At 72.4% G+C, this 24,371-nt stretch carries 20 protein-coding genes and 1 pseudogene; 9 read left to right on the top strand and 12 right to left on the bottom strand.

The window, feature by feature from the left end; genetic code table 11:
- Positions 1-126: 126 nt before the first annotated feature.
- Positions 127-1,071 carry an aldo/keto reductase gene (locus QMZ92_RS25530; RefSeq protein ID WP_283299828.1) on the bottom strand — a complete coding sequence of 315 codons (945 nt, stop codon included), beginning with the start codon at positions 1,069-1,071 and terminating at the stop codon, positions 127-129.
- Positions 1,072-1,445: 374 nt separating this feature from the next.
- Between QMZ92_RS25530 and QMZ92_RS25525 the strand changes: the two genes are divergently transcribed.
- Together QMZ92_RS25525 and QMZ92_RS25520 are read left to right on the top strand one after the other, a co-directional pair.
- Entirely contained in the window at positions 1,446-1,661 is a 216-nt protein-coding gene (locus QMZ92_RS25525; RefSeq protein WP_283299816.1) for a DUF6243 family protein, read from the top strand.
- Between the two features lie 204 nt (positions 1,662-1,865).
- Entirely contained in the window at positions 1,866-2,111 is a 246-nt protein-coding gene (locus QMZ92_RS25520) for a DUF6158 family protein (protein WP_138055324.1), read from the top strand.
- A 252-nt stretch (positions 2,112-2,363) separates the two neighbouring features.
- On the opposite strand, the gene QMZ92_RS25515 is transcribed toward QMZ92_RS25520, so the two are convergent.
- Positions 2,364-3,839 carry an MFS transporter gene (locus QMZ92_RS25515; protein WP_283299815.1) on the bottom strand — a complete coding sequence of 492 codons (1,476 nt, stop codon included), beginning with the start codon at positions 3,837-3,839 and terminating at the stop codon, positions 2,364-2,366.
- A 52-nt stretch (positions 3,840-3,891) separates the two neighbouring features.
- Here QMZ92_RS25515 and dusB point away from each other — a divergent pair, with 52 nt between their 5' ends.
- The 3 genes from dusB to QMZ92_RS25500 all read left to right on the top strand — a co-directional run bounded on the left by dusB (position 3,892) and on the right by QMZ92_RS25500 (position 9,784).
- Positions 3,892-5,037, top strand: a complete 1,146-nt coding sequence (gene dusB, locus QMZ92_RS25510) for a tRNA dihydrouridine synthase DusB (protein ID WP_283299814.1) — start codon at positions 3,892-3,894, stop codon at positions 5,035-5,037.
- A gap of 424 nt (positions 5,038-5,461) precedes the next feature.
- Positions 5,462-8,170: a pyruvate, phosphate dikinase gene (ppdK, locus tag QMZ92_RS25505; protein WP_283299813.1), complete on the top strand. Its 2,709-nt coding sequence runs from the start codon at positions 5,462-5,464 to the stop codon at positions 8,168-8,170.
- Positions 8,171-8,752: 582 nt separating this feature from the next.
- Positions 8,753-9,784 (top strand): ArsR/SmtB family transcription factor, encoded by a 1,032-nt coding sequence (locus tag QMZ92_RS25500; protein ID WP_283299812.1) that lies wholly within the window; start codon positions 8,753-8,755, stop codon positions 9,782-9,784.
- Here QMZ92_RS25500 and QMZ92_RS25495 read toward each other — a convergent pair.
- The gene (locus QMZ92_RS25495) at positions 9,750-10,910 is read right to left on the bottom strand and encodes a PhoX family protein (RefSeq protein WP_283299811.1); all 1,161 of its coding nucleotides are present in this window, start codon (positions 10,908-10,910) and stop codon (positions 9,750-9,752) included. The two genes, QMZ92_RS25500 and QMZ92_RS25495, sit on opposite strands and share 35 nt — an antisense overlap.
- A gap of 458 nt (positions 10,911-11,368) precedes the next feature.
- On the opposite strand from QMZ92_RS25495, the gene QMZ92_RS25490 reads away from it, so the two are divergent.
- Positions 11,369-11,779: a VOC family protein gene (locus QMZ92_RS25490; RefSeq protein ID WP_269730492.1), complete on the top strand. Its 411-nt coding sequence runs from the start codon at positions 11,369-11,371 to the stop codon at positions 11,777-11,779.
- Positions 11,780-11,910: 131 nt separating this feature from the next.
- On the opposite strand, the gene QMZ92_RS25485 is transcribed toward QMZ92_RS25490, so the two are convergent.
- From QMZ92_RS25485 to QMZ92_RS25470, 4 genes are all read right to left on the bottom strand, one after another.
- On the bottom strand, positions 11,911-12,423 hold the full coding sequence (locus QMZ92_RS25485) for a DinB family protein (RefSeq protein ID WP_283299810.1): 513 nt from the start codon (positions 12,421-12,423) through the stop codon (positions 11,911-11,913).
- A gap of 224 nt (positions 12,424-12,647) precedes the next feature.
- The gene (gene nirD, locus QMZ92_RS25480) at positions 12,648-12,995 is read right to left on the bottom strand and encodes a nitrite reductase small subunit NirD (protein ID WP_283299809.1); all 348 of its coding nucleotides are present in this window, start codon (positions 12,993-12,995) and stop codon (positions 12,648-12,650) included.
- A complete protein-coding gene (gene nirB, locus QMZ92_RS25475; protein WP_283299808.1) occupies positions 12,992-15,502 on the bottom strand; it encodes a nitrite reductase large subunit NirB in 2,511 nt (836 codons plus the stop codon). Before nirB ends, nirD begins: the two co-directional genes overlap by 4 nt.
- A gap of 1 nt (position 15,503) precedes the next feature.
- Positions 15,504-16,730, bottom strand: coding sequence for an NAD(P)/FAD-dependent oxidoreductase (locus QMZ92_RS25470; protein WP_283299807.1), 1,227 nt, complete (start codon positions 16,728-16,730; stop codon positions 15,504-15,506).
- Positions 16,731-16,956: 226 nt separating this feature from the next.
- Between QMZ92_RS25470 and QMZ92_RS25465 the strand changes: the two genes are divergently transcribed.
- Positions 16,957-17,736, top strand: coding sequence for a sulfite exporter TauE/SafE family protein (locus tag QMZ92_RS25465; protein ID WP_283299806.1), 780 nt, complete (start codon positions 16,957-16,959; stop codon positions 17,734-17,736).
- 116 nt (positions 17,737-17,852) lie between these two features.
- Here the strand turns inward: QMZ92_RS25465 and QMZ92_RS25460 are convergent.
- The 4 genes and pseudogenes from QMZ92_RS25460 to soxR form a co-directional block, all read right to left on the bottom strand.
- Positions 17,853-18,455 (bottom strand): annotated as a pseudogene (locus QMZ92_RS25460) (class F sortase); the annotation flags it as partial.
- 137 nt (positions 18,456-18,592) lie between these two features.
- Positions 18,593-19,102: a GVDTG sorting domain-containing protein gene (locus tag QMZ92_RS25455; RefSeq protein ID WP_283299805.1), complete on the bottom strand. Its 510-nt coding sequence runs from the start codon at positions 19,100-19,102 to the stop codon at positions 18,593-18,595.
- A 256-nt stretch (positions 19,103-19,358) separates the two neighbouring features.
- A complete protein-coding gene (locus QMZ92_RS25450) occupies positions 19,359-20,144 on the bottom strand; it encodes an aminotransferase class IV (protein WP_283299803.1) in 786 nt (261 codons plus the stop codon).
- A 145-nt stretch (positions 20,145-20,289) separates the two neighbouring features.
- On the bottom strand, positions 20,290-20,745 hold the full coding sequence (gene soxR, locus QMZ92_RS25445) for a redox-sensitive transcriptional activator SoxR (protein ID WP_283299802.1): 456 nt from the start codon (positions 20,743-20,745) through the stop codon (positions 20,290-20,292).
- Between the two features lie 401 nt (positions 20,746-21,146).
- Between soxR and cutA the strand changes: the two genes are divergently transcribed.
- Positions 21,147-21,461, top strand: coding sequence for a divalent-cation tolerance protein CutA (cutA, locus tag QMZ92_RS25440; protein ID WP_283299826.1), 315 nt, complete (start codon positions 21,147-21,149; stop codon positions 21,459-21,461).
- Complete coding sequence (locus tag QMZ92_RS25435; protein WP_283299801.1) at positions 21,458-21,886, top strand: gamma-glutamylcyclotransferase family protein; 429 nt, start codon at positions 21,458-21,460, stop codon at positions 21,884-21,886. The genes cutA and QMZ92_RS25435 overlap by 4 nt, the downstream gene beginning before the upstream one ends.
- Before the next feature lie 101 nt (positions 21,887-21,987).
- Here the strand turns inward: QMZ92_RS25435 and QMZ92_RS25430 are convergent, their stop codons facing one another.
- Positions 21,988-24,273 carry a molybdopterin oxidoreductase family protein gene (locus QMZ92_RS25430; protein ID WP_283299800.1) on the bottom strand — a complete coding sequence of 762 codons (2,286 nt, stop codon included), beginning with the start codon at positions 24,271-24,273 and terminating at the stop codon, positions 21,988-21,990.
- Positions 24,274-24,371 lie beyond the last annotated feature (98 nt).

Genomic DNA, 24,371 nt, shown 5'->3' with positions numbered 1-24,371 from the left:
CAGCAGGCACGGAGCGGACGGTCCGCGGACGCGGCACGGCCGGCACGACCGCGGCCGGCCGACGGGGACCCCGCCACGCCGGTCCCGGTCATGCCCGACCCGACCCCGGCCACGCGCCGCGACACATCAGTGCTCGCTGTCGAGATGCGCCATCTGCGCCGCCGGGTAACGCTCACCCGCCGCGGCCCCCCGAGGAACGGCCCGTTCGATCGCCGCGAGCTCGTCCTCCCCGAACGTCACGCCCAGCGCACCCAGCGCCTCGGCCAGCCGGTCCCGGCGCCGCGCACCCACCAGCGGAACGACGTCCTCGCCACGCGACAGCACCCACGAGATCGCCAGCTGGGCGACCGAAACGCCCTTCTGCTCCGCGATCTTGCGCAGCTGCTCCACGAGATCCAGATTGTGCCGCAGATTGTCGCCCTGAAAGCGCGGGCTCATACCCCGGAAGTCATCGGCCGCCAGCTTCCGGTGCCCGCTGAAGTGCCCGGAGATCAGGCCGCGGGACAGCACGCCGTACGCCGTGACGCCGATACCCAGCTCGCGCGCCGTGGGCAGGATCGCGTCCTCGACACCGCGGGAGATCAGCGAGTACTCGATCTGCAGATCGGCGATCGGGGCGACGGACGCCGCACGCCGCAGCGTGTCGGCGCCGACCTCGGACAGGCCGACGTGCCGGACGTGACCCGCGTCGACCAGCTCGGCGATCGCGCCGACCGTCTCCTCCACCGGCACGTCCGGATCGACACGGGCGATGCGGTAGACGTCGATGTGGTCGGTGCCCAGCCGCTGCAGCGAGTAGGCGGCGAAGTTCTTCACCGCGGCGGGGCGGCCGTCATAGCCGGACCAGCCGCCGTCCGGGTCGCGGAGCGCCCCGAACTTCACGCTGATCAGTGCCTTCTCACGATCCGCCGCCGGAGCGGCACGCAGTGCCTCGCCGATCAGCATCTCGTTGTGGCCCATGCCGTAGAAGTCGCCCGTGTCGATCAGCGTCACGCCGGCGTCGAGCGCGGCATGGATCGTCGCGATCGACTCCGAGCGATCGGCGTCGCCGTAGAGCGCCGACATACCCATGGCGCCCAGGCCGATCGCCGAGACGCGGGGGCCGGTGGCGCCGAGTGGACGGGTGGGGAGGGGGTGGTGCACGGAGGAGGCCGGTGTGTTGGGGGAGCTGGGCGAGGTCATGGAAGGGGCTCCTCGAGAGAGGGACGCTGGCGCTGACAACTGTGACATGACGGCTGACAGATTTCAATATCTGTCAGTTGTTATCGGTCGATGGGTTGCGCGGAGCGCGCCACCAGGCCGGAAAACCGGGTGTCAGCCCCGCCCTCGACCGGTACCGTCGCTGCATGTCCTCCTTCTTCCAGATCTACGAGTGAGAGTGCGGCGGCCACGTCGCCCCCACCAGCTGACATCCGGATCACTTCTCACCACGATGGGAGAACCCCGTGGCCAAGGGCCGCAACAACCTCCTCGGCGTGGGCGGACAGCGCCGAAAGCTGTCCCGCGCCGACCAGCAGGGCAACGGTCCGGCGAGCCAGGCAGACCGCCGGACGGCCGCCGACCAGAAGCAGGAGATCCTGCGCAAGATGCGTGAGCGCACCCAGAGCGCCGAGGACGCTCACAGTGAGGCGTCCCGGGAAGCGAGCGACACGCAGAGCTGACGCCGTCTCACGTCGAAGGGGGCCCGGATCACCTAGGTGGTCCGGGCCCCCTTCGTCTTCGGATGCGGTCNACGCAGAGCTGACGCCGTCTCACGTCGAAGGGGGCCCGGATCACCTAGGTGGTCCGGGCCCCCTTCGTCTTCGGATGCGGTCGCCCGATCCCGGGCCATGATGGAAGGGGCGTACCTACCGGAGGTGTGTGTCATGGCCGAGCAGGACCGCGGAGTGCCGCCGGAGCGGCTGGAGGACGGGCAGCTGCTGAAGGAGCTGGAGGCCATCCACCGCACCCGCCACGAGACCCTGCTGTACGGCTCCGACGACGCCCTGCAGACACACACTTCCCGGATGGGGGCCTTGGAGGCGGAGTACGTCCGCCGCCACCCCCGGCGGGCCACCTCCCGGGCCCGGACCCGGGAGGGCGCACGGGCCCGTACGTGTGACGAGGCCTGAGCTCAGCTCTCCGTGACGTCGGCAGGCACCTCGAACGCCGGTGTCGAGCTCGCAGCCGAACGGGTCGGGGTTCTCCGGCTTTCCGCCGAACGGGGCCGTGCGCCGGGACGGATACCCCCTGGCGGAGGGTTCCCAGAACACGGTGGCGGTCTGCTCCTGACCACTCGCCGTGGCGGTGGGTGCGACGGTGACCGGCGGTTCCCTCGTCCCGAGGGGGCGTACCGGTGCGTTCGCCGGCGGGTGGGCCCGGGGTCAGGCCGTGCTGCCGGAGGTCGTGCGGGCGTTCGCCGGTTCGAGGCGCTCCGCCGTGCGGCGGGCCGTCTCCCGGGCCCAGCGGCCGCTGGTGGCGAGGCCGACGGCGAGGACGGTCAGTGCACAGCCGGTGATGATCCACCACGCCGGGCGGGCGGCCTCGACGAAGCCGGTGACGTGGTCGGCGGCGCCGGTGCCCGCCGCCAGCACGGAGCCGATGACGGCGACGCCGAGGGTGGCGCCGGTCTGGCGGCTGGTGGAGGCGACGGCGGCGGCGACGCCCGCCTGGGAGCGGGGCATACCGGAGACGGCGGTGTTGGTGACGGGCGCGTTGACCATGCCGAAGCCGAGGCCGAAGAGGACGTATCCGGTGAAGAGCAGCGGTGTGGACGTCTCGGCTTCGAAGGCGGCGAAGAGGATTCCGCAGGCGGCCATGGAGGTGCCGGCGAGGGCGAGCGGCAGTCGTGGTCCGCGGCCGGCGACGAGGCGGCCGGCGAGCGGGGCGCAGAGGAAGGTGAGTGCGGCCATGGGGAGCATGGCGAGGCCGGCCTGGAGGGCGGACAGTCCGCGGATGTCCTGCAGGTAGAGGGTGTTGAGGAAGAGGAAGCCGCTGAGTGCGGCGAAGGCGCTGATCGCGATGACGGTGGCGCCGCTGAAGGGGGCCGAGCGGAAGAAGCGCAGGTCGATGAGGGGTTCGGTGCGGCGGGGTTCGTGGAGGACGAGGGCGGTGAGTGCGGCCGCGGCGACGGCGGTGAGGGTGAGGGCGGTGGCGGGGCCCGCGGTGGGCGCTTCGATGATCGCGTAGGTGAGGGAGCCGAGGAGGGCGATGACGAGGAGTTGTCCGGCGGGGTCGGCGCGGCGGGGCTTGGCGGCGCGGGACTCGGGGACGTAGCGCCAGGTGAGGAGGAGGGCGGTGAGGCCGATGGGGACGTTGATCCAGAAGATGGAGCGCCAGCCGACGGTTTCGACGAGGAGTCCGCCGACGACGGGGCCGGCGGCCATGGATATGCCGACGACGGCGCCCCACGCGCCGATGGCGCGGGCGCGTTCGCGCGGGTCGGTGAAGGTGTTGGTGATGATCGACATGGCGACGGGGTTGAGCATGGAGCCGCCGACGGCCTGGAGCATGCGGAACGCGACGAGTGATTCGAGGTTGGGGGCGAGGGAGCAGAGGACGGAGCCGAGGGTGAAGAGGACGAGTCCGGTCTTGAAGACCTTGCGGCGGCCGATCCGGTCGGCGGTGGATCCGGCGAGGATGAGCAGGGAGGCGAGGACGAGGGTGTAGGCGTCGACGGTCCACTGCATTCCGGCGATGCCGGCGTGGAACTCCTCGCGCATGGAGGGGAGGGCCACGTTGAGGACGGTGTTGTCGAGGCTGACGATCAGCAGGCTCATGCAGCAGATGGCCAGGACGAGGAGCCGTCTGCGTTGGCTCAGCCGGGTCGGAGGGGTGCCGGTGGTCTCGGACGCGGGCATATATGCATAGTACGCCTAACTAACGAACTTGACAGTGCGCGACAATGGTCGGATGACCACGCTCGCTCAGCCCTCGACGCTGCCCATCGGCCCGCATGCCGTGCAGCCCCCGGTGGTGCTCGCGCCCATGGCCGGCATCACGAACGCACCGTTCCGCACCCTTTGCAGGGAGTTCAGCGGGGGCAAGGGGCTGTTCGTGAGCGAGATGATCACGACCCGGGCGCTGGTCGAGCGCAACGAGAAGACGATGCAGCTGATCCACTTCGACGCGTCGGAGACGCCGCGTTCGATCCAGCTGTACGGGGTCGACCCGGTCACGGTCGGCAAGGCGGTCCGCATGATCGTGGACGAGGGCCTGGCCGATCACATCGATCTGAACTTCGGCTGCCCGGTGCCCAAGGTGACCCGCAAGGGCGGCGGCTCGGCGCTGCCGTACAAGCGGAACCTGCTGAGGGCGATCCTGGGCGAGGCGGTCGGCAATGCCGGCGACCTGCCGGTGACGATGAAGATGCGCAAGGGTATCGACGACGACCACATCACGTATCTCGACGCGGGGCGGATCGCGGTCGAGGAGGGCGTCACGGCGATCGCCCTGCACGGCCGTACGGCGGCTCAGCACTACGGCGGTACGGCGGACTGGGACGCGATCGCGCGGCTGAAGGAGCATGTGCCGGAGATCCCGGTGCTGGGCAACGGCGACATCTGGTCGGCGGACGACGCGCTGCGGATGATGCGGGAGACGGGTTGCGACGGGGTGGTCGTGGGGCGCGGCTGTCTGGGCCGGCCGTGGCTGTTCGGGGACCTGGTCAGTGCCTTCGAGGGGTCGGGTGCCCCCGCGCGGCCGTCGTTGCGTGAGGTCGCGGACGTGATGGTGCGCCATGCGCGGCTGCTGGGGGAGTGGATCGGCGACGAGTCCCGTGGCGTGATCGACTTCCGTAAGCACGTGGCGTGGTACCTGAAGGGGTTCGCGGTCGGGTCGGAGATGCGCAAGCGGCTGGCGGTGACGTCGTCGCTGGAGGAGCTGCGCGCTCAGCTGAGCATGCTGGACCTGGACCAGCCGTGGCCGTCGGGCGCGGACGGCCCGAGGGGGCGTACGTCGGGGAACAACCGGGTCGTGCTGCCGGACGGCTGGCTGAGGGACCCGTACGACTGTGCCGGTGTGAGCGAGGATGCGGAGCTGGACACGTCCGGGGGCTGACCGGGCGGCGGGTCGGGAGGCCGGTCCGGATCCGGGTGCGAGCGGGTCCGGATGGTGGGATCCGGTCGTTGCCGGCGGCGTGATTCTCGCCACCCCTGATAAGGGTTGCGCTCATATGAGCACTTTCGGGATGGCTGTGACTTCGAAAAGGCTGGCACTCAGTGCCACTCTTCTTGTGTTCAATAGTTGAACTCATATGCCTTGGATGCCGCTCACATGAGCGGCGATTTCCCGCTTTCGGTCAAGCGCTCTTCGAGGGATGAAGGTGCGAAGGCTCCGGCTTTACGCATCGGTAACCTGCGATCTGCTGGCGGACGGGTGGTTACGGCCGAGCGACAAACAAGTGGACGTACCCAGGTGCCTTCGATCTGGGTATGTTCCTCGCCGTCAGGGCAGCCACCGAGTCCTCGAGGAGTCGAGACCCGTGTCGGAAAACAAAGATCAGAAGTTCGTCTACGACTTCACCGAGGGCAACAGGGACCTCAAGGACCTCCTCGGTGGCAAGGGTGCGAACCTCGCCGAGATGACCAACCTCGGACTGCCCGTCCCCCCGGGCTTCACCATCACCACCGAGGCCTGCAAGGTCTACCTGGACAGTGGCGAGGAGCCCGCGGCACTGCGCGACGAGGTGAGCGCGCACCTCGACGCGCTGGAGCAGCGCATGGGCAAGAAGCTGGGCCAGGCCGGCGACCCGCTGCTGGTGTCCGTACGATCCGGTGCGAAGTTCTCCATGCCCGGCATGATGGACACGGTCCTGAACATCGGTCTGTCCGACACCTCGGTGGAGGGTCTCGCCAAGCAGGCCGGCGACGACCGCTTCGCGTGGGACTCCTACCGCCGGCTCATCCAGATGTTCGGCAAGACCGTCCTCGGCGTCGACGGCGAGCTGTTCGAGGACGCCCTGGAGGGGGCCAAGGAGGCCAAGAAGGTCACGGTCGACACCGACCTGGACGCCGCCGACCTGAAGAAGCTGGTCAAGCAGTTCAAGAAGATCGTCAAGTCCGAGACCGGCCGCGACTTCCCGCAGGATCCGCGCGAGCAGATGGACCTGGCCATCAAGGCCGTCTTCGACTCCTGGAACGGCGACCGGGCGAAGCTCTACCGCCGTCAGGAGCGCATCCCCCACGACCTGGGCACCGCGGTCAACGTCTGCTCCATGGTCTTCGGCAACCTCGGCCCGGACTCCGGCACCGGTGTCGCCTTCACCCGCGACCCCGCCTCCGGACACCAGGGCGTGTACGGCGACTACCTGCAGAACGCGCAGGGCGAGGACGTCGTCGCCGGCATCCGCAACACGGTGCCGCTCGCGGATCTGGAGTCGATCGACAAGAAGTCGTACGACCAGCTGATGCAGATCATGGAGACGCTGGAGACGCACTACCGGGACCTGTGCGACATCGAGTTCACCATCGAGCGCGGCCAGCTGTGGATGCTGCAGACCCGGGTCGGCAAGCGCACCGCGGGTGCCGCCTTCCGGATCGCCACCCAGCTCGTGGACCAGGGCCTCATCGACGAGGCCGAGGCGCTCCAGCGCGTCACCGGCGCGCAGCTCGCGCAGCTGATGTTCCCCCGCTTCGACGAGACGGCCCAGGTCGAGAAGCTTGGCCGTGGCATCGCCGCCTCCCCGGGCGCGGCGGTCGGCAAGGCCGTGTTCGACTCCTACACGGCCGTCAAGTGGTCCCGTTCCGGCGAGAAGGTCATTCTGATCCGCCGCGAGACCAACCCGGACGACCTCGACGGCATGATCGCGGCCGAGGGAATCCTGACCTCCCGCGGCGGCAAGACCTCCCACGCGGCCGTCGTCGCCCGCGGCATGGGCAAGACCTGTGTCTGCGGCGCCGAGGAGCTGGAGGTCGACACCAAGCGCCGCCGGATGACGGTGAACGGCACCGTCGTGGAGGAGGGCGACGTCGTCTCCATCGACGGTTCCACCGGCAAGGTGTACCTCGGCGAGGTCCCGGTCGTGCCGTCCCCGGTGGTGGAGTACTTCGAGGGCCGGATGCACGCGGGCGCCGACGACGCCGACGAGCTGGTCCAGGCCGTGCACCGGATCATGGCCTACGCGGACCGGGTACGCCGGCTGCGGGTACGGGCCAACGCGGACAACGCCGAGGACGCGCTGCGTGCCCGCCGCTTCGGAGCCCAGGGCATCGGGCTGTGCCGCACCGAGCACATGTTCCTCGGTGAGCGCCGCGAGATGGTCGAGAAGCTGATCCTCGCCGACACCGACGACGAGCGCGAGGACGCTCTGAAGGCGCTGCTGCCGCTGCAGAAGAAGGACTTCGTCGAGCTCTTCGAGGCGATGGACGGGCTGCCGGTGACGGTGCGGCTGCTGGACCCGCCGCTGCACGAGTTCCTGCCGGACATCACCGAGCTGTCGGTGCGCGTGGCGCTCGCGGAGGCCCGCAAGGACGCCAACGAGAACGACCTGCGCCTGCTGCAGGCGGTGCACCGCCTGCACGAGCAGAACCCGATGCTGGGGCTGCGCGGGGTCCGTCTCGGTCTGGTCATCCCCGGTCTGTTCACCATGCAGGTGCGGGCCATCGCGGAGGCGGCGGCGGAGCGGCGGAACGCCAAGGGCGACCCGCGTGCCGAGATCATGATCCCGCTGGTGGGCACGGTCCAGGAGCTGGAGATCGTCCGCGAGGAGGCCGAGGAGGTCATCGCGGAGGTCGAGGCGAGGACCGGCGTGGAGCTGAAGCTGGCGCTGGGCACGATGATCGAGCTGCCGCGTGCCGCGCTGACCGCCGCCCAGATCGCGGAGGCGGCCGAGTTCTTCTCCTTCGGTACGAACGACCTCACCCAGACCGTGTGGGGCTTCAGCCGGGACGACGTGGAGGCGAGCTTCTTCACGGCCTACCTGGAGAAGGGCATCTTCGGCGTCAGCCCGTTCGAGACGATCGACAAGGACGGCGTCGGTTCGCTGGTGCGCAACGCGGCGGCGGCCGGCCGGGCCACCCGCCCGGACCTGAAGCTCGGCGTCTGCGGTGAGCACGGCGGTGACCCGGAGTCGGTGCACTTCTTCCACGAGGTGGGCCTGGACTACGTCTCCTGCTCGCCGTTCCGGATCCCCGTGGCCCGCCTGGAGGCCGGCCGCGCGGCGGCGCAGTCCTCCGGGAGCGACAGCCGCTGACGGGAGTGAGTGCCGTCGGCGGAAGCCGTCGGCGGTACTGATTCCCGCCCCCTGAACCCGGGGCCGTCGGTGGTCCCCGACCCTCACCGACCGGCCGGCGGTCCCGGTGCACCGAGGGACGAGCGGGACGGGCACCTTGTGCGGAGGTGCCTGTCCCGCTCGTTTCCTTTTGACGATTACTGTTGCCGGTGACTCCTGACCGGCGGGCCGTGCCGCGCCGTCGGGCCCTGTTGAACGACGGACCAGTAGCGTGTTTTAAGGAAGCTCGATTTTCGCCATTCGTTGAGCAAAGAACAGGCGGGGCGCGGTCGACGGATCCCCACCCGCCGGCCGCGCCCCATTACCGATGCCGGACACGGAGCCGCAACCTCCGCCGACCGCCGCCAGGCGCGGAAAGCCCCCCACGGTCTTTGCCTCGCCCCTCGGTACCCGAAGGTTTCGTGCCCGACGTCGTACAGCTTTTCGGTTGACCACCCTGTTGCGCGATGCGTTTCAACTGTGGCTGAAACACCGTGGTAACGTCCTGTGATTGCATGCATACTCAGTGACGGGGGCGATTGCGGATGCAACAGTGGGGGTTCCGTGCTGCGAATCCACTTCACCGGTGAAGACCTCGCCAGGGTGCGGATGGCGGCCAGGCCGGACGTTTTGTGGGAAGCGATTCTGAGTTTCCACCGTTTACGGGACCGGCGCGGCGCCACCGTCTTCGGGGAATGGCGGACTCAAACCCGGGCCCGGCTGAACGGTGAAACACGGCTCCTCGCGGCCCTCGTTCCGCAGCGCGGCTATTTCCCGGACTTCCTGACCCCGCCCGAGGCGCTGGAGGGCCTGGAGGAGGGCCTGCGGGCGGTGCGCGCCACCCCGGTGCGCAGGCTCGCCGCCGAACTGGCGCTGCTCGCCGCGGAGCGGCCGCACTCCGTGCTCACGGGCCGGCTCGCCGGGCTCGCCGAGGGCGCGGACGGGCCGATGGACCGGCTCGTGGGGGCGCTGCGCAGCTACCACCGGTCGGCGATCGAGTCGTACTGGCCGCACATCCAGGCCGCGGTGGAGGCCGATCGTGCCGTGCGCGGCCGGGCCCTGCTCGACGGGGGAGCGGACGAGCTGCTGGCCTCCCTGCCGCCGATGCTGCGCTGGCGTGCGCCGGTGCTGGAGGCCGACTACCCGGTGGACCGCGAACTGCGGCTGGAGGGGCGCGGGCTGCTGCTGCAGCCGTCGTACTTCTGCCGCGGCACGCCCGTCGTCCGCCGGGACCCGGACCTGCCGCCGGTGCTGGTCTATCCCGTGACGCACACCGGGTCCCCGGTGACGTGGGAGCGGGACGGGCTGTCGCTGGGCCGGCTGGTGGGGCACACCCGCTCGGCGGTGCTGCAGTCCATCGGCAGCGGCTGCACGACGAGCGAACTCGCCCGCAGGGCGGGGGTGTCGCTCGCCTCCGCCAGTCAGCACGCGTGCGTGCTGCGGGAGGCCGGGCTCGTGGTCACGCTGCGGAACGGGAACGCGGTGCTGCACACGATGACGCCGCTGGGCACGGCCCTGCTGAGGGGCCGCGCCCAGCGCGATCCGGAGCCGCCGGGGGTGCTTACGCCCGGAACGGCCCCGTCACCTCGTAGGTGATGCCGCCCGACGAGCTGCCGCTGGTGCCGCGCTGACTGGAGAAGTACAGCCGCCGCCCGTCCGGGGAGAAGGCCGGTCCGGTGATCTCCGAGCCGGACTGGCCGCTGATCCGCAGGAACGGCGCGACGACGTCGTCGGGGGTGATGAGGCAGATCTCCATGTTGCCGCCGTCCTCCGCGACGAACAGATCGCCGGAGGGCGAGCCGGTGACGTTGTCCACGCCGGTGAGCGGGGCCGAGCCGCCCGTCACCAGCGAGTCGTCGTAGGCGAGTTCATAGGTGCCGCTGGTGAGGTCGAGCTGCCAGAGGCGGTTGTCGCCCTTGGTGGTGAACCAGACGGTGTCGTTGGCGTAGTGGCAGCCCTCGCCGCCGTTGAACCTCTTCGCTCCGGACACCTGGCTGCGGGTCGCGGTGGGGGAGCCGTCCGGATCGGGCACGTTCGCCCAGCTGAACGACCCGGTGGTCGCGGTACCGGCGACCAGCACCTGGAGCGTGCCGGAGGACAGGTCGCCCCAGGTCGTGGGGACGAAGCGGTAGAGGCAGCCGTTGGACTCGTCCTCGGTCAGGTACACCACCCTGCGGACCGGGTCGGCGGCCGCGGCCTCGTGCCTGAACCGGCCCATGGCGTCGCGGCGGACGGCGGCCTGCACGCCCCACGGGTCGGTCTCGTAGACGTAGCCGAGGCTGACCTCCTCGCACGACAGCCAGGTGTTCCACGGGGTCTTCCCGCCCGCGCAGTTGGTGCGGGTGCCCGACAGGATGCGGTAGGCCCCGGTGATCGCGCCCGCCGAGGAGAACCGCACGGCGCTCGCCCCGCCGGAGGGGTTGATCTCCGAGTTGGACACGTAGATCCAGCCGGAGCCGTCGGCGAAACAGGCCCCGCCGTCGGGGGCGTTGTGCCAGGTGTACGAGGTGGAGGCGACCTTCTGCCCGGACCGGGCGATCACCCTGCTGGTGAATCCTGCCGGCAGCCGGATGCCGTTGGCGTCGGCCGCGCCGAGTGCCCCGTACGGCCCGGCGCCGGGCTGCGCCGGGGCCGCGGAGGCGGCGCCCTGCCACAGCGTGCCGCCGAAGGCGGCCGCGGAGGTGCCGATGACCGCTCCGCGCAGGAAGCTGCGTCGTTCCACTGTCACTCCAGGGGAAGTCGTGACTGCCCCGGCCCACCGGGCGGCGGGACGGGGTCGCGCGCCAACGGACCATAGAGGTCCGGAGTTGACACAGCGTCAACGAAGGGTGACGTGGAGGCGTCCCGGACGGGGCGGGGCGAACGCGCCGCCCCGCCGCGCCCTCCGGGGGCCGGGGGGCGCGCGGGGCGTCGTCGGCGAACCACGGGGCGACGGGATGCGCCGGGACGTCGCCCGCCCCTGCTGTCGCCGTCGGAGCCCTGCCCGACGGCGCGCGGACCGCGCTCCTGCTCGTACCCCACGGTGATCGACTGTGCGCGCCGGGCTCGTCCGGCGATGCGGATGCGCTGATTCCGAAAAAAGTTCCCGCTGCGGCGATGAGTCCGGCGCGCACCCCGGGTCCACCCCCACGACAGACGACGCCCCCGGGCGCGACGACGAGCACGAGAAAGGCACCCGCCATGACCCAGATGATCTTCGTGAACCTGCCGGTGAAGGACCTCGACGCGTCGAAGGCCTTCTGGGAGGCGGTCGGCTACACCTTCAACCCCCGCTTCACCGACGAGACCGCCGCCTGCCTGGTCATCAGCGACTCCATCTTCGCGATGCTGCTGACCGAGGCCCGGTTCAAGGACTTCACCAGGAAGGACGTCGCCGACGCCGCCACCAGCACCGAGGTGATCGTCGCGCTGAGTGCCGAGAGCCGCGAGAAGGTCGACGAGCTGACCGACGCGGCCCTCGCGGCCGGTGGCTCTCCGGCGAACGAGCCGCAGGACCACGGCTTCATGTACGGCCGTTCCTTCCAGGACCCGGACCACCACATCTGGGAGGTCGTCTGGATGGACGAGAAGGCCGTCGAGGGCGGCGAGTAGCCCGGCCGTGGGCAGCAGGCCCTCGGCGCCACGTCCGCCGGACTCTCCGACCCGCGCGGGCTCCGCCCGCTCCCCGCCCCTCGCGCTGGGCAGGAGCGGCATCGGCCCGTCAGCGACCCCGGCCGGCCGGGTCAGTAGTAGCCCCTCTCCCCGTCGAGCAGTTCCCGGACGGTGTCCAGGTGGCCGGCGTGCCGGGCGGTCTCCTCCACCATGTGGATCAGCATCCAGCGCAGGGAGGCGGCGGACGACTCGTAGTCGGGGTGCCGCCCGGCCTCGTCGAGCGAGTGGGCCGCGATGATCTCGTTCGAGATCGCGCACTGCCGCTCGTAGTCCCCCAGCAGCCGTGCCAGCGGGACGCCCTCGACCCGCATGTCGGCGTCCTCCGGGGACTCGGCGAACTGCGGGCCGTCGGCGGGCCGGCCGAGGAAGAGGACCTCGAACCAGGTGTTCTCCGTCCAGCGCAGATGGGAGACGATGCCCGCCACCGTCATCAGGGGCGAGGCCGGCAGGACGGACCGGTGGGCGTCCGCTTCCGCGAGGCCCTCGCACTTGTAGTGGACGATCGCGCGCTGCATGTCGAGCCAGCCGACCAGCTGGGTCCGTTCGTCCGCCACGAAGGGGGGACGTATCCGGGGAGGCGTCATGGACGCCGACGGTAGTGGAGGACGGCTGCGGGCCGCACGTCGATTGCGCTCCGGCGAGCGGAGGCCGCCGCCCGGCGACCGCGGGGCCGGGCCCGTCTCACGTGTGCGCTCCCCCGGACGGCGCGGGTCTCCCGCCCCTCGGGACGCGTGTTTCCCCGACCGGCACGGGCGCCCCGTGCAGCGGGGCCGGCGGCCCCCCCGTCGTGCCGCCGGCCACCACCTCGTCAGGCCCAGCGCACCGCGAACGCGCGCACCGAGACCTCGTCGTCGTCCAGGCAGCGGCCCGTCGCCAGGTCGAACCGCTGCTTCAGCAGCGGGGAGGCGACGAACACCCGCCCGTCCGCGGTGCCCACCAGGCCCCGCGACAGGACCTGGGCGCCGGTGAACGGGTCGCGGTTGTCGATCGCGTACGGCGTCCCCGCGCGGTCCAGGAAGACCGCGGCCTGGCGCCCGTCGGGGAGCAGGGCGGCCATACCGCGGCCCGGGGTGAGTCGGGTGATCTCGCAGACGGGCAGCCAGCTGCCGGCCAGTTCGATCTGGAGCGTGATCGGGGGCGCGTCCTGGATCGTCATCGTGCGAGCGTCCCTTCCAGGTTGAGAACGGTGAGGTCCGGCTTGATCTGGTCCCGCTCGGGGACGAACCTCACGGACGGGTCCGGTGCGTCCGGCGCGTTCACGAAGGACACGAAGCGGCGCAGCCGGTCCGGGTCGTCGAGGGTCTCGGCCCATTCGTCGTGGTAGCCGGCCACGTGCCGGGCCATCATCGCCTCGAGTTCGCCGCACAGACCGAGGGAGTCGTGCACCACGACGTCCCGCAGGTGGTCGAGTCCGCCCTCCAGGCGTTCCAGCCAGACCGAGGTGCGCTCCAGGCGGTCCGCGGTGCGGATGTAGAACATCAGGAACCGGTCGATGAGCCGGACGAGTTCGGCGTCGGACAGGTCCTGGGCGAGCAGGTCCGCATGGCGCGGGGTGGCCCCGCCGTTGCCGCCGACGTACAGGTTCCAGCCGCTGGCGGTGGCGATCACGCCGAAGTCCTTGGACTGCGCCTCCGCGCACTCGCGGGCGCAGCCCGAGACCGCCGACTTCAGTTTGTGCGGGGCGCGCAGTCCGCGGTAGCGCAGCTCCAGGTCGATCGCCATCCGGACGCTGTCCTGGACCCCGTAGCGGCACCAGGTCCGCCCCACGCAGGACTTGACCGTTCGCAGCGACTTCCCGTAGGCGTGGCCCGACTCGAAGCCGGCGTCCACCAGGCGGGTCCAGATCGCGGGCAGCTGGTCCACGCGGGCACCGAACATGTCGATCCGCTGGCCGCCGGTGATCTTGGTGTAGAGGCCGAAGTCCCGGGCGACCTGGCCGATCACGATCAGCTTCTCGGGGGTGATCTCCCCGCCGGGGATGCGGGGCACGATCGAATAGGAGCCGTTGCGCTGCAGGTTGGCGAGGAAGTGGTCGTTGGTGTCCTGAAGGGCGCCCTGCTCGCCGTCGAGGATGTAGCCGTTTCCGAGGCTGGCGAGGATCGAGCCGACGGCCGGCTTGCAGATCTCGCAGCCGTCGCCGCCCCGGGCCTCCTCCCGCCCGTGCGAGTCGAGGAGTTCGGCGTACGAGGTGAGGCCGAGCGTGCGGACGATCTCGTACAGTTCGCTGCGGGTGTAGGAGAAGCAGCCGCACAGGCCCTGGTCGGCGGCCTGCGGCAGCAGCTGGCCGATGACCTTGACGCAGCTTCCGCAGCCCGTGCCCGCCTTGGTGCACTTCTTCACCTCGGGCAGGGCGGTGTGGGCGCAGATCTCGCCCTTGGTGACGTTGTGGCAGGAGCAGATCACGGCCTCGTCGGGCAGCGCGGACGGGCCGAGCGCGACGGGCGCCCCGGCACCGGCGGGCAGCACCAGCTGCTCCGGCGGCACGGGCGGCACCGAGCCGGTGAGCGGGCGGAGCATGCCGTAGGAGTCGGCGTCGCCGACGAGGACGCCGCCGAGCAGGGCGCCGTCCGCGCCGACGACCAGCTTCTTGTAGACCCCGGAGCGGGAGTCGGAGTAGACGACGTCCAGGCAGCCCTCGGTCGTGCCGTGCGCGTCGCCGAACGAGGCCACGTCCACGCCGAGGAGCTTCAGCTTGGTGGAGGTGTCGGCTCCGGTGAAGGCGCTGTCGGAGGTGCGGTCGGCGAGGACGTCCGCGACGGTCTTCGCCATGTCGTACCCGGGCGCGACGAGCCCGTAGACCCGCCCGTCCGAGGCGAGGGCGCACTCGCCGATCGCGTAGACGTCCGGGTCGGAGGTGCGGCAGCGCTCGTCGACGACGATGCCGCCGCGGTCGCCGACGGCGAGGCCCGTGTCGCGGGCCAGCTGGTCGCGGGGGCGCACCCCGGCGGAGAAGACGACCAGGTCGGTGGCGAGCGTCGAGCCGTCGGAGAGCTTCATGCCGGTGACGGCGGGGCCGTCGGCGACGATCTCCTGGGTGCCGACGCCGGTGTGGACGGTCAGGCCCATGCCCTCGATGGTGCGCAGCAGCGCGGCGCCGCCGCCGTCGTCGACCTGCACGGGCATCAGCCGGGGCGCGAACTCGACGACGTGGGTGTCCAGGCCCAGGCCCTTGAGCGCGCCGGCCGCCTCCAGACCGAGGAGTCCGCCGCCGACGACGACGCCGGTGCGGGAGGTCTTGGCGTACTCCTCGATCGCGAGGAGGTCCTCGATGGTGCGGTAGACGAAGCAGCCCTCGGCGTCGCGGCCCGGGACGGGCGGCACGAACGGGTAGGAGCCGGTGGCCAGGACGAGCGTGTCGTAGGCGAACGTCCGCCCGCTGCGCGAGGTGACCGTGCGGGCGGCGCGGTCGATCTGCTCCGCCGGGTCGTCCAGGTGGAGCTCGATGCCGTGCCGTGCCATGAAGCCGTCCTCGACGAGCGAGAGGTCGTCGGGCGTCCGGCCGGAGAAGTACGAGGTGAGCTGGACCCGGTCGTAGGCGGGGCGCGGTTCCTCGCACAGCACGACGACCCGGGCGCGACCGGTGACGCCGCGCTCCGCGAGGGCCTCCAGGAAGTGCTGGCCGACCATCCCGTGGCCGACGAGCACGATCGTGGGGGTGGTCATCTCAGAGTCCTCCATCGGTGGTGAGCAGGTGGAGCAGGGGTGCTTCCGGGAGCGGGTCGTCGCCCTCCCAGGCCCGGGCGAGCGCGCCGACGGACGCGAGGTCCCCGAGGAGCACGCCGCCGACGAGCCGGTCGCCGCGGACGACGACCTTCCGGTAGGCGCCCCGGGTGGCGTCGGCGAGTCGCACGACGTCGTCCCCGGGCCGCGGCGCGGGGTCCCCGAACGCGGCGACGTCGAAGGCACCGGCGGAGCCGAGGGTGAGCCGGGTGAGGGACCGGGTGCCGGTGTAGCGCGGGGCGCCCGGCCCCTGGCCCGGTACGGCCGAGGCGGCCAGGACCGCCGCCAGCACGTCGGCCTGTTCCAGGGCTGGGGTCGCCAGCCCGTAGACGGTCCCCGCGTGTTCGGCGCAGTCGCCGACGGCGTGGACGTACGGGTCGGAGGTGGTCAGGGTGTCGTCGACGACGACGCCCTGGCGGACGGTGAGGCCCGCGTCCGTGGCGAGGCCGGTGCGGGGGCGGACGCCGCAGGCGAGGACGACGTGGTCGGCGCCGAGGACGAAGCCGTCGGCGAGCTCGACCCCGGTGACGGACCCGCCGCGGTGGCGCAGCCCCCGGGCGTGGCACTCGGTGTGGACCTCCACACCGAGTTCCTCCAGGTGGCGGCGTACCAGGCCGCCGGCCTCCGGGTCGAGGTGGCGGTCCATCAGGGTGGGGCCCTGGTGGGCGACGACCACGTCCGTGCCGCGTTCCGCGAGCGCCCGCGCGGCGGAGACGCCGAGCAGCCCGCCGCCGACGACGACCGCGCGGCCGCCGCGGCGGGCCGCGGCCGCGAGTGCCAGGCAGTCGTCGAGGGTGCGGAAGGGGTGGACGCCGTCCGGCAGCCCGCCGTCGAGCCCGCGCAGCGGCGGCAGCACCGGGTTCGACCCGGTCGCCAGCACCAGCCGGTCGTACACCACCGACGAGCCGTCCGCGCAGAGCACGGTCCGCGCCTCGCGGTCGATCCGTACCGCCCGCACCCCGCGCCGCACCTCGGCCCTACCGTCCGGGACCGGCGGCAGCGCGATCACCTCGGGTCCGTACCGGCCGGCCAGGACGTCGGCCAGCAGCACCCTGTTGTAGGGGGCGTGCGGCTCCTCGCCGAGCAGCGTGACGTCGCACGCCGGGGCGAGCTGCCGCGCCAGCCGCGCGCCTGCCATCCCGGCGCCGATCACCACGATCCTCGAATCCATGTACGCAGCGTGCGGTGTGGGTGTTACCCGTCCGCATCCCGGTTGTTTCCCGTGCGGAACACTGCCCTCAGCGCGCGCCCGGCCGCCGTGTGAGGGGTGGGAGGCGGGGCTCGCTGCCCGGTCCACCGGGGGCGGGAGACCGCTTCCGCCACGCGAACCTCAGACGTAGCTCAGGACTCAGGGGATTGATGGACGTCACACGCATCTTTTCCGTAGGGTCGCGGCCATGCCCGACATATCGCTGACCACCCTCGTCCTGCTGTGTGTGGCCGCCGCGGCGGCCGGCTGGATCGACGCGGTGGTCGGCGGAGGGGGGCTCCTGCTCCTGCCGGCGCTGCTGCTCGGGATGCCGCAGGTGCCGGCCGCGCAGATCCTCGGCACCAACAAGGCGGTCGCCATCGTCGGCACGACCGGTGCTGCGGTCACCTACGTCCGCAAGGCGCCGGTACGGGTGGGGACGGCTGTACGGATCGGGCTCGCCGCACTGGCCGGCTCCATGGGCGGGGCGTTCTTCGCGGCGGGCATCGGCAGCGAGGTGCTCCGGCCCGTGATCATGGTGGTGCTGCTGGGCGTCGCGGCGTTCGTCATGCTGCGCCCGTCCTTCGGTACCCGTGCGGACCGGGGACCGGTCACCCGCGCCCGGATCGCCACGGCGGTCGTCCTCGTCGGCGGCGGGATCGGCTTCTACGACGGCCTGTTCGGGCCCGGTACCGGTACCTTCCTGGTGCTCGCGCTGACCGCGGTGCTCCATCTGGACCTGGTCGCGGCCTCCGCCACCGCCAAGATCGTCAACGTGTGCACCAACGCCGGCGCCCTCGCGATGTTCGCCTACCAGGGGACGGTGCTGTGGCGGCTGGCCGCGCTGATGGCGGTGTTCAACCTGGCGGGCGGCATGTTCGGCGCGTGGACGGCGCTCCGCAAGGGCGCGGAGTTCGTGCGCGGGGTGCTGCTCGTGGTCGTGTTCTCGCTGGTGGCGAAGCTGGCGTTCGACCAGTGGTCGGGGTAGGACCGCGTCGGCGTGGGGGGACGCGCGGACGCGCGGCGGGCTTCTGGAGCGGGCCGTTCCGCGAGTGCCGGACGGGCCGGCGGACGTGTGGCGGGCCTAGCGGACCGGGTAGTTCCGCGCACGCCGACCAGATGTGCGAAGGCCACCACGTTGCCTCCGTATCCGGTCTTCTCGTCGAAGGACCCGCCGCAGGTGATCACCCGTAGTTCGGCCCCGCGTGCGGCCCCGTACACCTTCCGGTCGGGGAAGGCGTCGTTCTCGTACACCTCGACCGCGTCGACCGTGAAGACCGCCGTGCGGCCGTCCTCGCGGAGGACCTCGATGCGGTTGCCCTTCTTCAGCGTGCCCAGCTTGTAGAAGACGGCCGGCCCTTCGGCGGTGTCGACGTGACCGGCGACGATCGCGGTGCCCCTGGCGCCCGGCGTGGTGCCGCCGCCGTACCAGCCGGCCACCTCGCCCTCGTCGGCGGGCGGCACCTCGAGGCTGTCGTCGGGGGCCAGTCCGAGGCGCGTCACGGGCGCGTCCACGGCGATCCGCGGGATGCGCAGCCGCACCGGCGGTGACGGCGGCAGCGGAGGGGCTGCGGCGTCCGTGTGCCGGCCGGTGGCGAAGGCCTCGGCAGCGGAGGGAGCGGGCGGGGTGACGGGCCGGGTGCCGTTCTGCACCAGCCACACACCGGCGCAGACGGCCGTTGCCAGCAGCAGCCCCTTCGACTTCATGAGCTCCTCCGGGACTCCTCGGACGCCTGCCTGGTCCGGGAGGGGAAAACTCCCCGCCCCCGTCAGCCGGACGAAGCGTGACGGGGGCGGGGACGGCGGTACGAGGGACGGTGGAGGCCGAGCGCGAACGCTCTCCGTCAGCCCTGCGCGCCGCTCGCCCGACGGCGCAGGAACCAGGTCCCGCCGACGGCGGCCGCGGCCAGGACGGCCACCCCCGCCGTGATCTGGGTGGTGTCGGGGCCGACGCTGCCGCCGACTCCCGTCTTCACATGGCCGCTCGGTTCGTGCCCGTGGGCCCGCACCACGAGGTCCCCGGCGGCCTTCTTGCCGTTGTCGCACAGCACGGAGACCGTGTAGGTCCCCGGCTCGGTGTCCTCGGGCACCGTGAACCTGCCGGCCGCGGTGTCCTTGCGGGCGCCGGGCGCCAGGTCGAACTCGTCCGCGCCGAGCGACTCGGCGTCGCCCGTGGCGTGACCGCGCTCGCCGCACCCGGTGGTGCTCACGGTCACGGCGGCACCGGCGGTGGTGCTCGAGGGGGTCAGGGTGAGTGTCCCGGGGTCCGCCGCGTACGCGGCGGGAAGGGTCGTCGCACCGACGCAGGCGGCCGTGAGCGCGGGGCCGACCAGCAGGCGGGCGGTGGTGCGCATGACGTCCTCCGGGGCGATGGCCGGTGCCGCCGGACCGGGGTGCCGGCGGCCGTTCCTACACCTCAAGAGGTAAGGCGCAGACCGCCTCCCACGCTTGCTGATGGGCGATCAGTTTCGCTCGAACCGTGCGGCGTGTCGTCTTGGTTCGGAGGTGTCGTCGCAGGTCACAGGGGTGTGATTGCGCCATTGGCCGGGCGGTTCGAGGTGCCGCGCCGAACGAGTGACGCCCCCTGCGCGCAGGCCGCGCGGGACGCCGTCAGATCTCGTCCCACGGGACCGTCCCGTACGCCTCGCGCAGTCGGCTCATCAGCGCCCCGTCCACGGTGAACTCCGTCGTGCCGATGCGGTGGACGGGTGCGATGCCCTGCGAGTTCATCAGGACCGCCGCCGGGTACGTGCCGAGGTCCGCGAGCCGCACCTCCCGCCGCTCGTGCGGAAGCCGCCGCTCCAGCAGCGTCATCGTGATCCCGCGCAGTGCCGGCGCGTCCGGCCGGACGAGCGAAGTGCCGTCCCAGAAGGCGACATTGGCGATGTGGCCCTCCGCGACCTCTCCGCGGGGGCCGGTCAGCAGCGCGTCGTCGAAGCCCGCCAGCGCGGCGGCCCGTCCGTAGTACGGCTGGCCGACCCCGCCCGCGTGCTTGATGTGCGGGACCGGCCGCAGGAACGGCACGGGCATCATGCTCCTGGGCGCCCCCGGCATGGACTGCGGCTCCCGAACGGTCACCACCACCGTCGGCGCGCCGCCTCCGGACGCCGCCCCGTACACGTACACCCGCACGCCCGCGTCGGCCCGGCCCGACCCGTCGAGCGCGTGGCGGACCAGCGCCCGCACCCGGTCCCCGTCGAGGTCCGCGCCGAACAGCTCACGCGTCCCGTGGTCCAGCCGCTCCAGGTGCAGTGCCAGGCCCCGGGCCCGGCCGTCGCGCACCTGCATCGCGGTGAAGTGCCCGTAGGCGCCCTGGAGCACGGGGATCACGACGGGATCCAGTCCGGCCGCCGGCCGGCCGTCGATCTCGATGTGCACGTTCGGCGGATTCGTCATCCGCCCACCCTAGGCCGGGCCCGCGACGGCGCTCTGCTGCGGACGGGCCCGGACGGGCGCCGCTGCGGGCAGGGCCCGCGACGGTCCTCCTCCGGGGTCCCGGTCCGGGACGCGGACCGACGGGCCGGCCCGGTCGCCCGCCCGCTCAGTCCTCGATCAGCCGGCGGGGACCGGGGCCGTGCCCGGCCAGTTCGTCACCCGGATTGGACAGCACGCAGCGGTCCAGTGACAGGCAGCCGCAGCCGATGCAGTCCGTGAGGTTGTCCCGCAGCCGCTGGAGCGTACGGATCCGCACATCCAGGTCCTCGCGCCAGCGCTCGGAGATCCGGGCCCAGTCCTCCCGGGTGGGCGTGCGGTCGTCCGGCAGCAGCCCCAGCACCTCGCGGATGGCGGCCAGCGGGATACCGAGCCGCTGCGAGGTCCGGATGAAGGCGACCCTGCGCAGCGTGTCCCTGCTGTAGCGCCGCTGGTTGCCGGCGGTGCGGCGGCTGGTGATGAGCCCCTCGCGCTCGTAGAAGCGCAGTGCGGACGGGGCGACGCCGCTGCGCTCCGCCAACTCACCGACCGTGGCTTCCCTGGCGTCCGGGGCGAGATGCGACATGGTGTCAGCCTATCGCTCGACTTCGACAAAGGTTTAAGTATTCCGCTGAGCGGTAGGAACCCCATCCCGCGCGTGGCCGCCGCCGATTCCGTGTCGCCGCCGCACCCCGTATCCGTCGCGACGCGGTCATCCGGCCCCGCTTCCGGCCCCGCTTCCGGTTCCGCTCCCGGACCCGGCTCCGCGTCCGCACGATTTCCGTGGCCGCCGCCGCACCAGGGGCCGAGGGGCGACGGTTCCGTCCCGCGGGTCCCGCCCCGTGCCGCCCGGCCGGGGCCGGCACTGGATCACCGGGCGAGGTCGATGGTAGACGTACGGCCGTGACCCCGGCCCTTCCGCCGGGGCGCGCAGGCCGCGCGGACGTGCCCGTCCGCGCCGTACGAGGAGAGTTCGTGACCCGGGCCATGACCGTACTGACCACGACCGACAGCGCCGCCAAGGCCGAGGAGCTGGCGCGCGGCGCGGTGGAGGCGAGGCTGGCCGCCTGCGCGCAGATCTCGGCGCCCGTCACCTCGGTGTACCACTGGCGGAACGCCATCGAGACCAGCGAGGAGTGGCAGGTCCTGCTCAAGACCACCGAGGACCGCTACGACGCGCTGGAGGCGCATCTGCTGGCCCACCACGACTACGACACCCCCGAGATCATCGCGACACCGGTCGTGCGGGGCAGCGCGGGGTACCTCGCGTGGATCGCGGCGGAGACCGCGGAGCAGGCGTGACGGGCCGGCACCGGGAGCCCCGCCTGCCGTTCTTCGTCTACGGCACACTGCGTGCCGGCGAGCACAACCACGACCTCTTCCTGCGGGGGCGCACCGCGGCCGAGGAACCCGCCCGGCTGCGCGGCGCGCTCCTGTACGAGGGCCCGGGCTACCCGTACGCGATCGAGGGCGACGGCGTCGTCACCGGCGAACTCGTCACCGCGGCGCCGGACCGCTACCGCGAGCTCATAGCCGTGCTCGACCACCTGGAGGAGTACTTCGGCCCCGGCGACCCGCGCAACCTGTACGTGCGGGTCGAGCGCCACGTCCACACGGCGTCGGGCACCGTACCGGCCTGGGTGTACGTGGCGGCGGGCCCGGTGGCGCGCGAACTGCGGGCGAAGGGCACACCGATCCCCGGCGGCGACTGGTCCGCGCGGGGCTGACACCACGGGCGTCCGTCGCGGCGCGGCAGGACCGGCCGGCACCGGGCGGGGTTCCGGGCTCCGGCGCTCCGTGCCACCCGGCTCGTCCGGGTGGGTCTCCGTCAACCCGCCGCCCGCTCCAGGCGCACCGCGCAGACCTTGAACTCCGGCATGCGCGACGTCGGGTCGAGGGCGGGATTGGTCAGCGTGTTGGCGCGCCCCGCGCCCGGCCAGTGGAAGGGCATGAACACCGTGTCGGGGCGGATCGCCTCGCTCACCCGGGCCGGAGCGACGGCCCGCCCGCGGCGCGACACCACCGCCACGGGCTCGCCGTCCGAGACCCCCACCCGTGCCGCGAGCTGTGGGTGCAGTTCGACGAACGGACCCGGGGCCGCCGCGTTCAGTTCGTCGACCCTGCGGGTCTGCGCCCCGGACTGGTACTGGGCCACGACCCGCCCGGTCGTCAGCACGACGGGGTACTCGGCATCGGTCGGCTCGGCGGCCTCCCGGTGCACCACGGGCACGAACCTCGCCCGCCCGTCGGGCGTCGCGAACCGGTCGAGGAACAGCCGCGGCGTCCCCGGATGCGGGTTCCCGGCGGGCCGGTCCGGCTCCCCGGTGTGCCCTCGCGGACTCTCCGCCGGTCCGTCCGGCCCTCCGCCGGCCTCCACGGAGCATCGCCCCGGCCCCTCCGGCCCCTCCGGCCCCTCCGGCCCGTTCGTTCCGTCCGCTGTTCGTACCGTGTCCTGGTCCGGTCCGTTCGTTCCGTCCGCCGGCCCGTCCGCCTCCGGGCACGGCCAGAAGACGCCCTGCTCGTCCTCCAGCCTGCGGTAGCTGATGCCCGCGTAGTCCGCGTGGCCGCCGGAGGAGGCGCGCCGCAGCTCCCCGAAGACCTCCTCCGGGTCCGTGGGAAAGCCCTTCTCGTGGCCAAGCAGCCCGGCGAGCCCGTGCATGACCTCCAGATCGCTGCGCACGCCCGGCGGCGGCGTCAGCGCCCGGCGCCGCAGCAGCACCCTGCCCTCCAGGTTCGTCGTCGTCCCCGTCTCCTCCGCCCACTGGGTCACCGGCAGGACCACGTCGGCCAGTTCCGCCGTCTCCGACAGCACGACGTCCGCGACCGCGAGGAAGTCCAGCGAGCGGATCCGTTCCTCCACGTGAGCGGCTCGGGGCGCGGACACCACGGGGTTGGACCCCATCAGCAGCAGCGCCCGTACGTCCCCGCCGAGAGCGTCGAGCAGTTCGTACGCGCTCCGGCCGGGGCCCGGCAGCGAGTCGGGGTCGACACCCCACACCCCGGCCACGTGCGCACGCGCCGCCGGGTCGTCGAGCCTGCGGTAGCCGGGCAGCTGGTCCGCCTTCTGGCCGTGCTCCCGGCCGCCCTGGCCGTTTCCCTGGCCGGTGAGGCAGCCGTAACCGGCCAGCGGCCGGCCCGCGTTGCCGGTGGCGAGGGCGAGGTTGATCCAGGCGCCGACCGTGTCCGTGCCCTTGGAGTGCTGTTCCGGCCCGCGGGCGGTGAGGACCATCGCGTTCGGCGCGTCGCAGAAGAGGTCCACCGCCGAACGCAGCAGGGGCACGCCCACCCCGGTGATCCGCTCGACCAGTTCGGGCCAGTGCGCCATCGCCGCAGCCCTGGCGTCCTCCCACCCCGTCGTGCGCTCCCGGATGAACTCCTCGTCGGTGCGGCCCTGCGCCACGACCAGGTGCAGCAGGCCGAGCGCGAGGGCGAGGTCGGTGCCGGGGCGCGGCGCGAGGTGCAGATCCGCCTGCTCGGCGGTCCTCGTACGCCGCGGGTCGACGACGATCAGGCGGCCGCCGTTGTCCTTCAGCTCCGTGAGGTAGCGCAGCGCGGGCGGCATGGTCTCGGCGAGGTTCGAGCCGACGAGGACGACGCAGCCGGTGCGCGGGACGTCCTCCAGCGGGAACGGCAGCCCCCGGTCCAGCCCGAACGCCTTGTTGTGCGCCGCCGCCGCCGAGGACATGCAGAACCGGCCGTTGTAGTCGATCTGCGAGGTGCCGAGCACGACCCGCGCGAACTTGCCCAGCGCGTACGCCTTCTCGTTGGTCAGGCCCCCGCCGCCGAACACGCCGACCGCGTCCGCCCCGTGCCGTGCGCGGGTGCGCCGCAGCCCGTCGGCGGTGACGCGGAGGGCCTCCTCCCAGGTGGCCGGCTCGAGCCTGCCTGTGGCGGGGCGTCGGACCAGGGGCCCGGTCAGCCTGACCCGGGAGGAGAGCACCGCGGGTGCCGTGCGGCCCTTGCCGCACAGGGCGCCCCGGTTGACGGGGAAGTCGTCCCGCTCCACGACCTCGACCGTCTCCCCGGACCCGCGCAGGTTCATCCCGCACTGCAGGGAGCAGTAGGGGCAGTGGGTCGGGACGAGGGCGGGCGCCGGGGCCGGTGCGTGGGACATGCGCCCCAGCGTGCGTCGTCCGTGTTACGGCGGCGAGCCCGCCGCATTACGGCCTCGGTACGCGGCCCTCCCCGGGCCGGGCGAGCGGCGGTGAGCGG

This window comes from Streptomyces sp. HNM0645 (assembly GCF_030056615.1).
Classification (GTDB): Bacteria; Actinomycetota; Actinomycetes; order Streptomycetales; family Streptomycetaceae; genus Streptomyces; species Streptomyces marianii.
The sequence above is the reverse complement of the archived record's forward strand: the minus strand, read 5'-3'. Positions and strand labels throughout refer to the sequence as shown.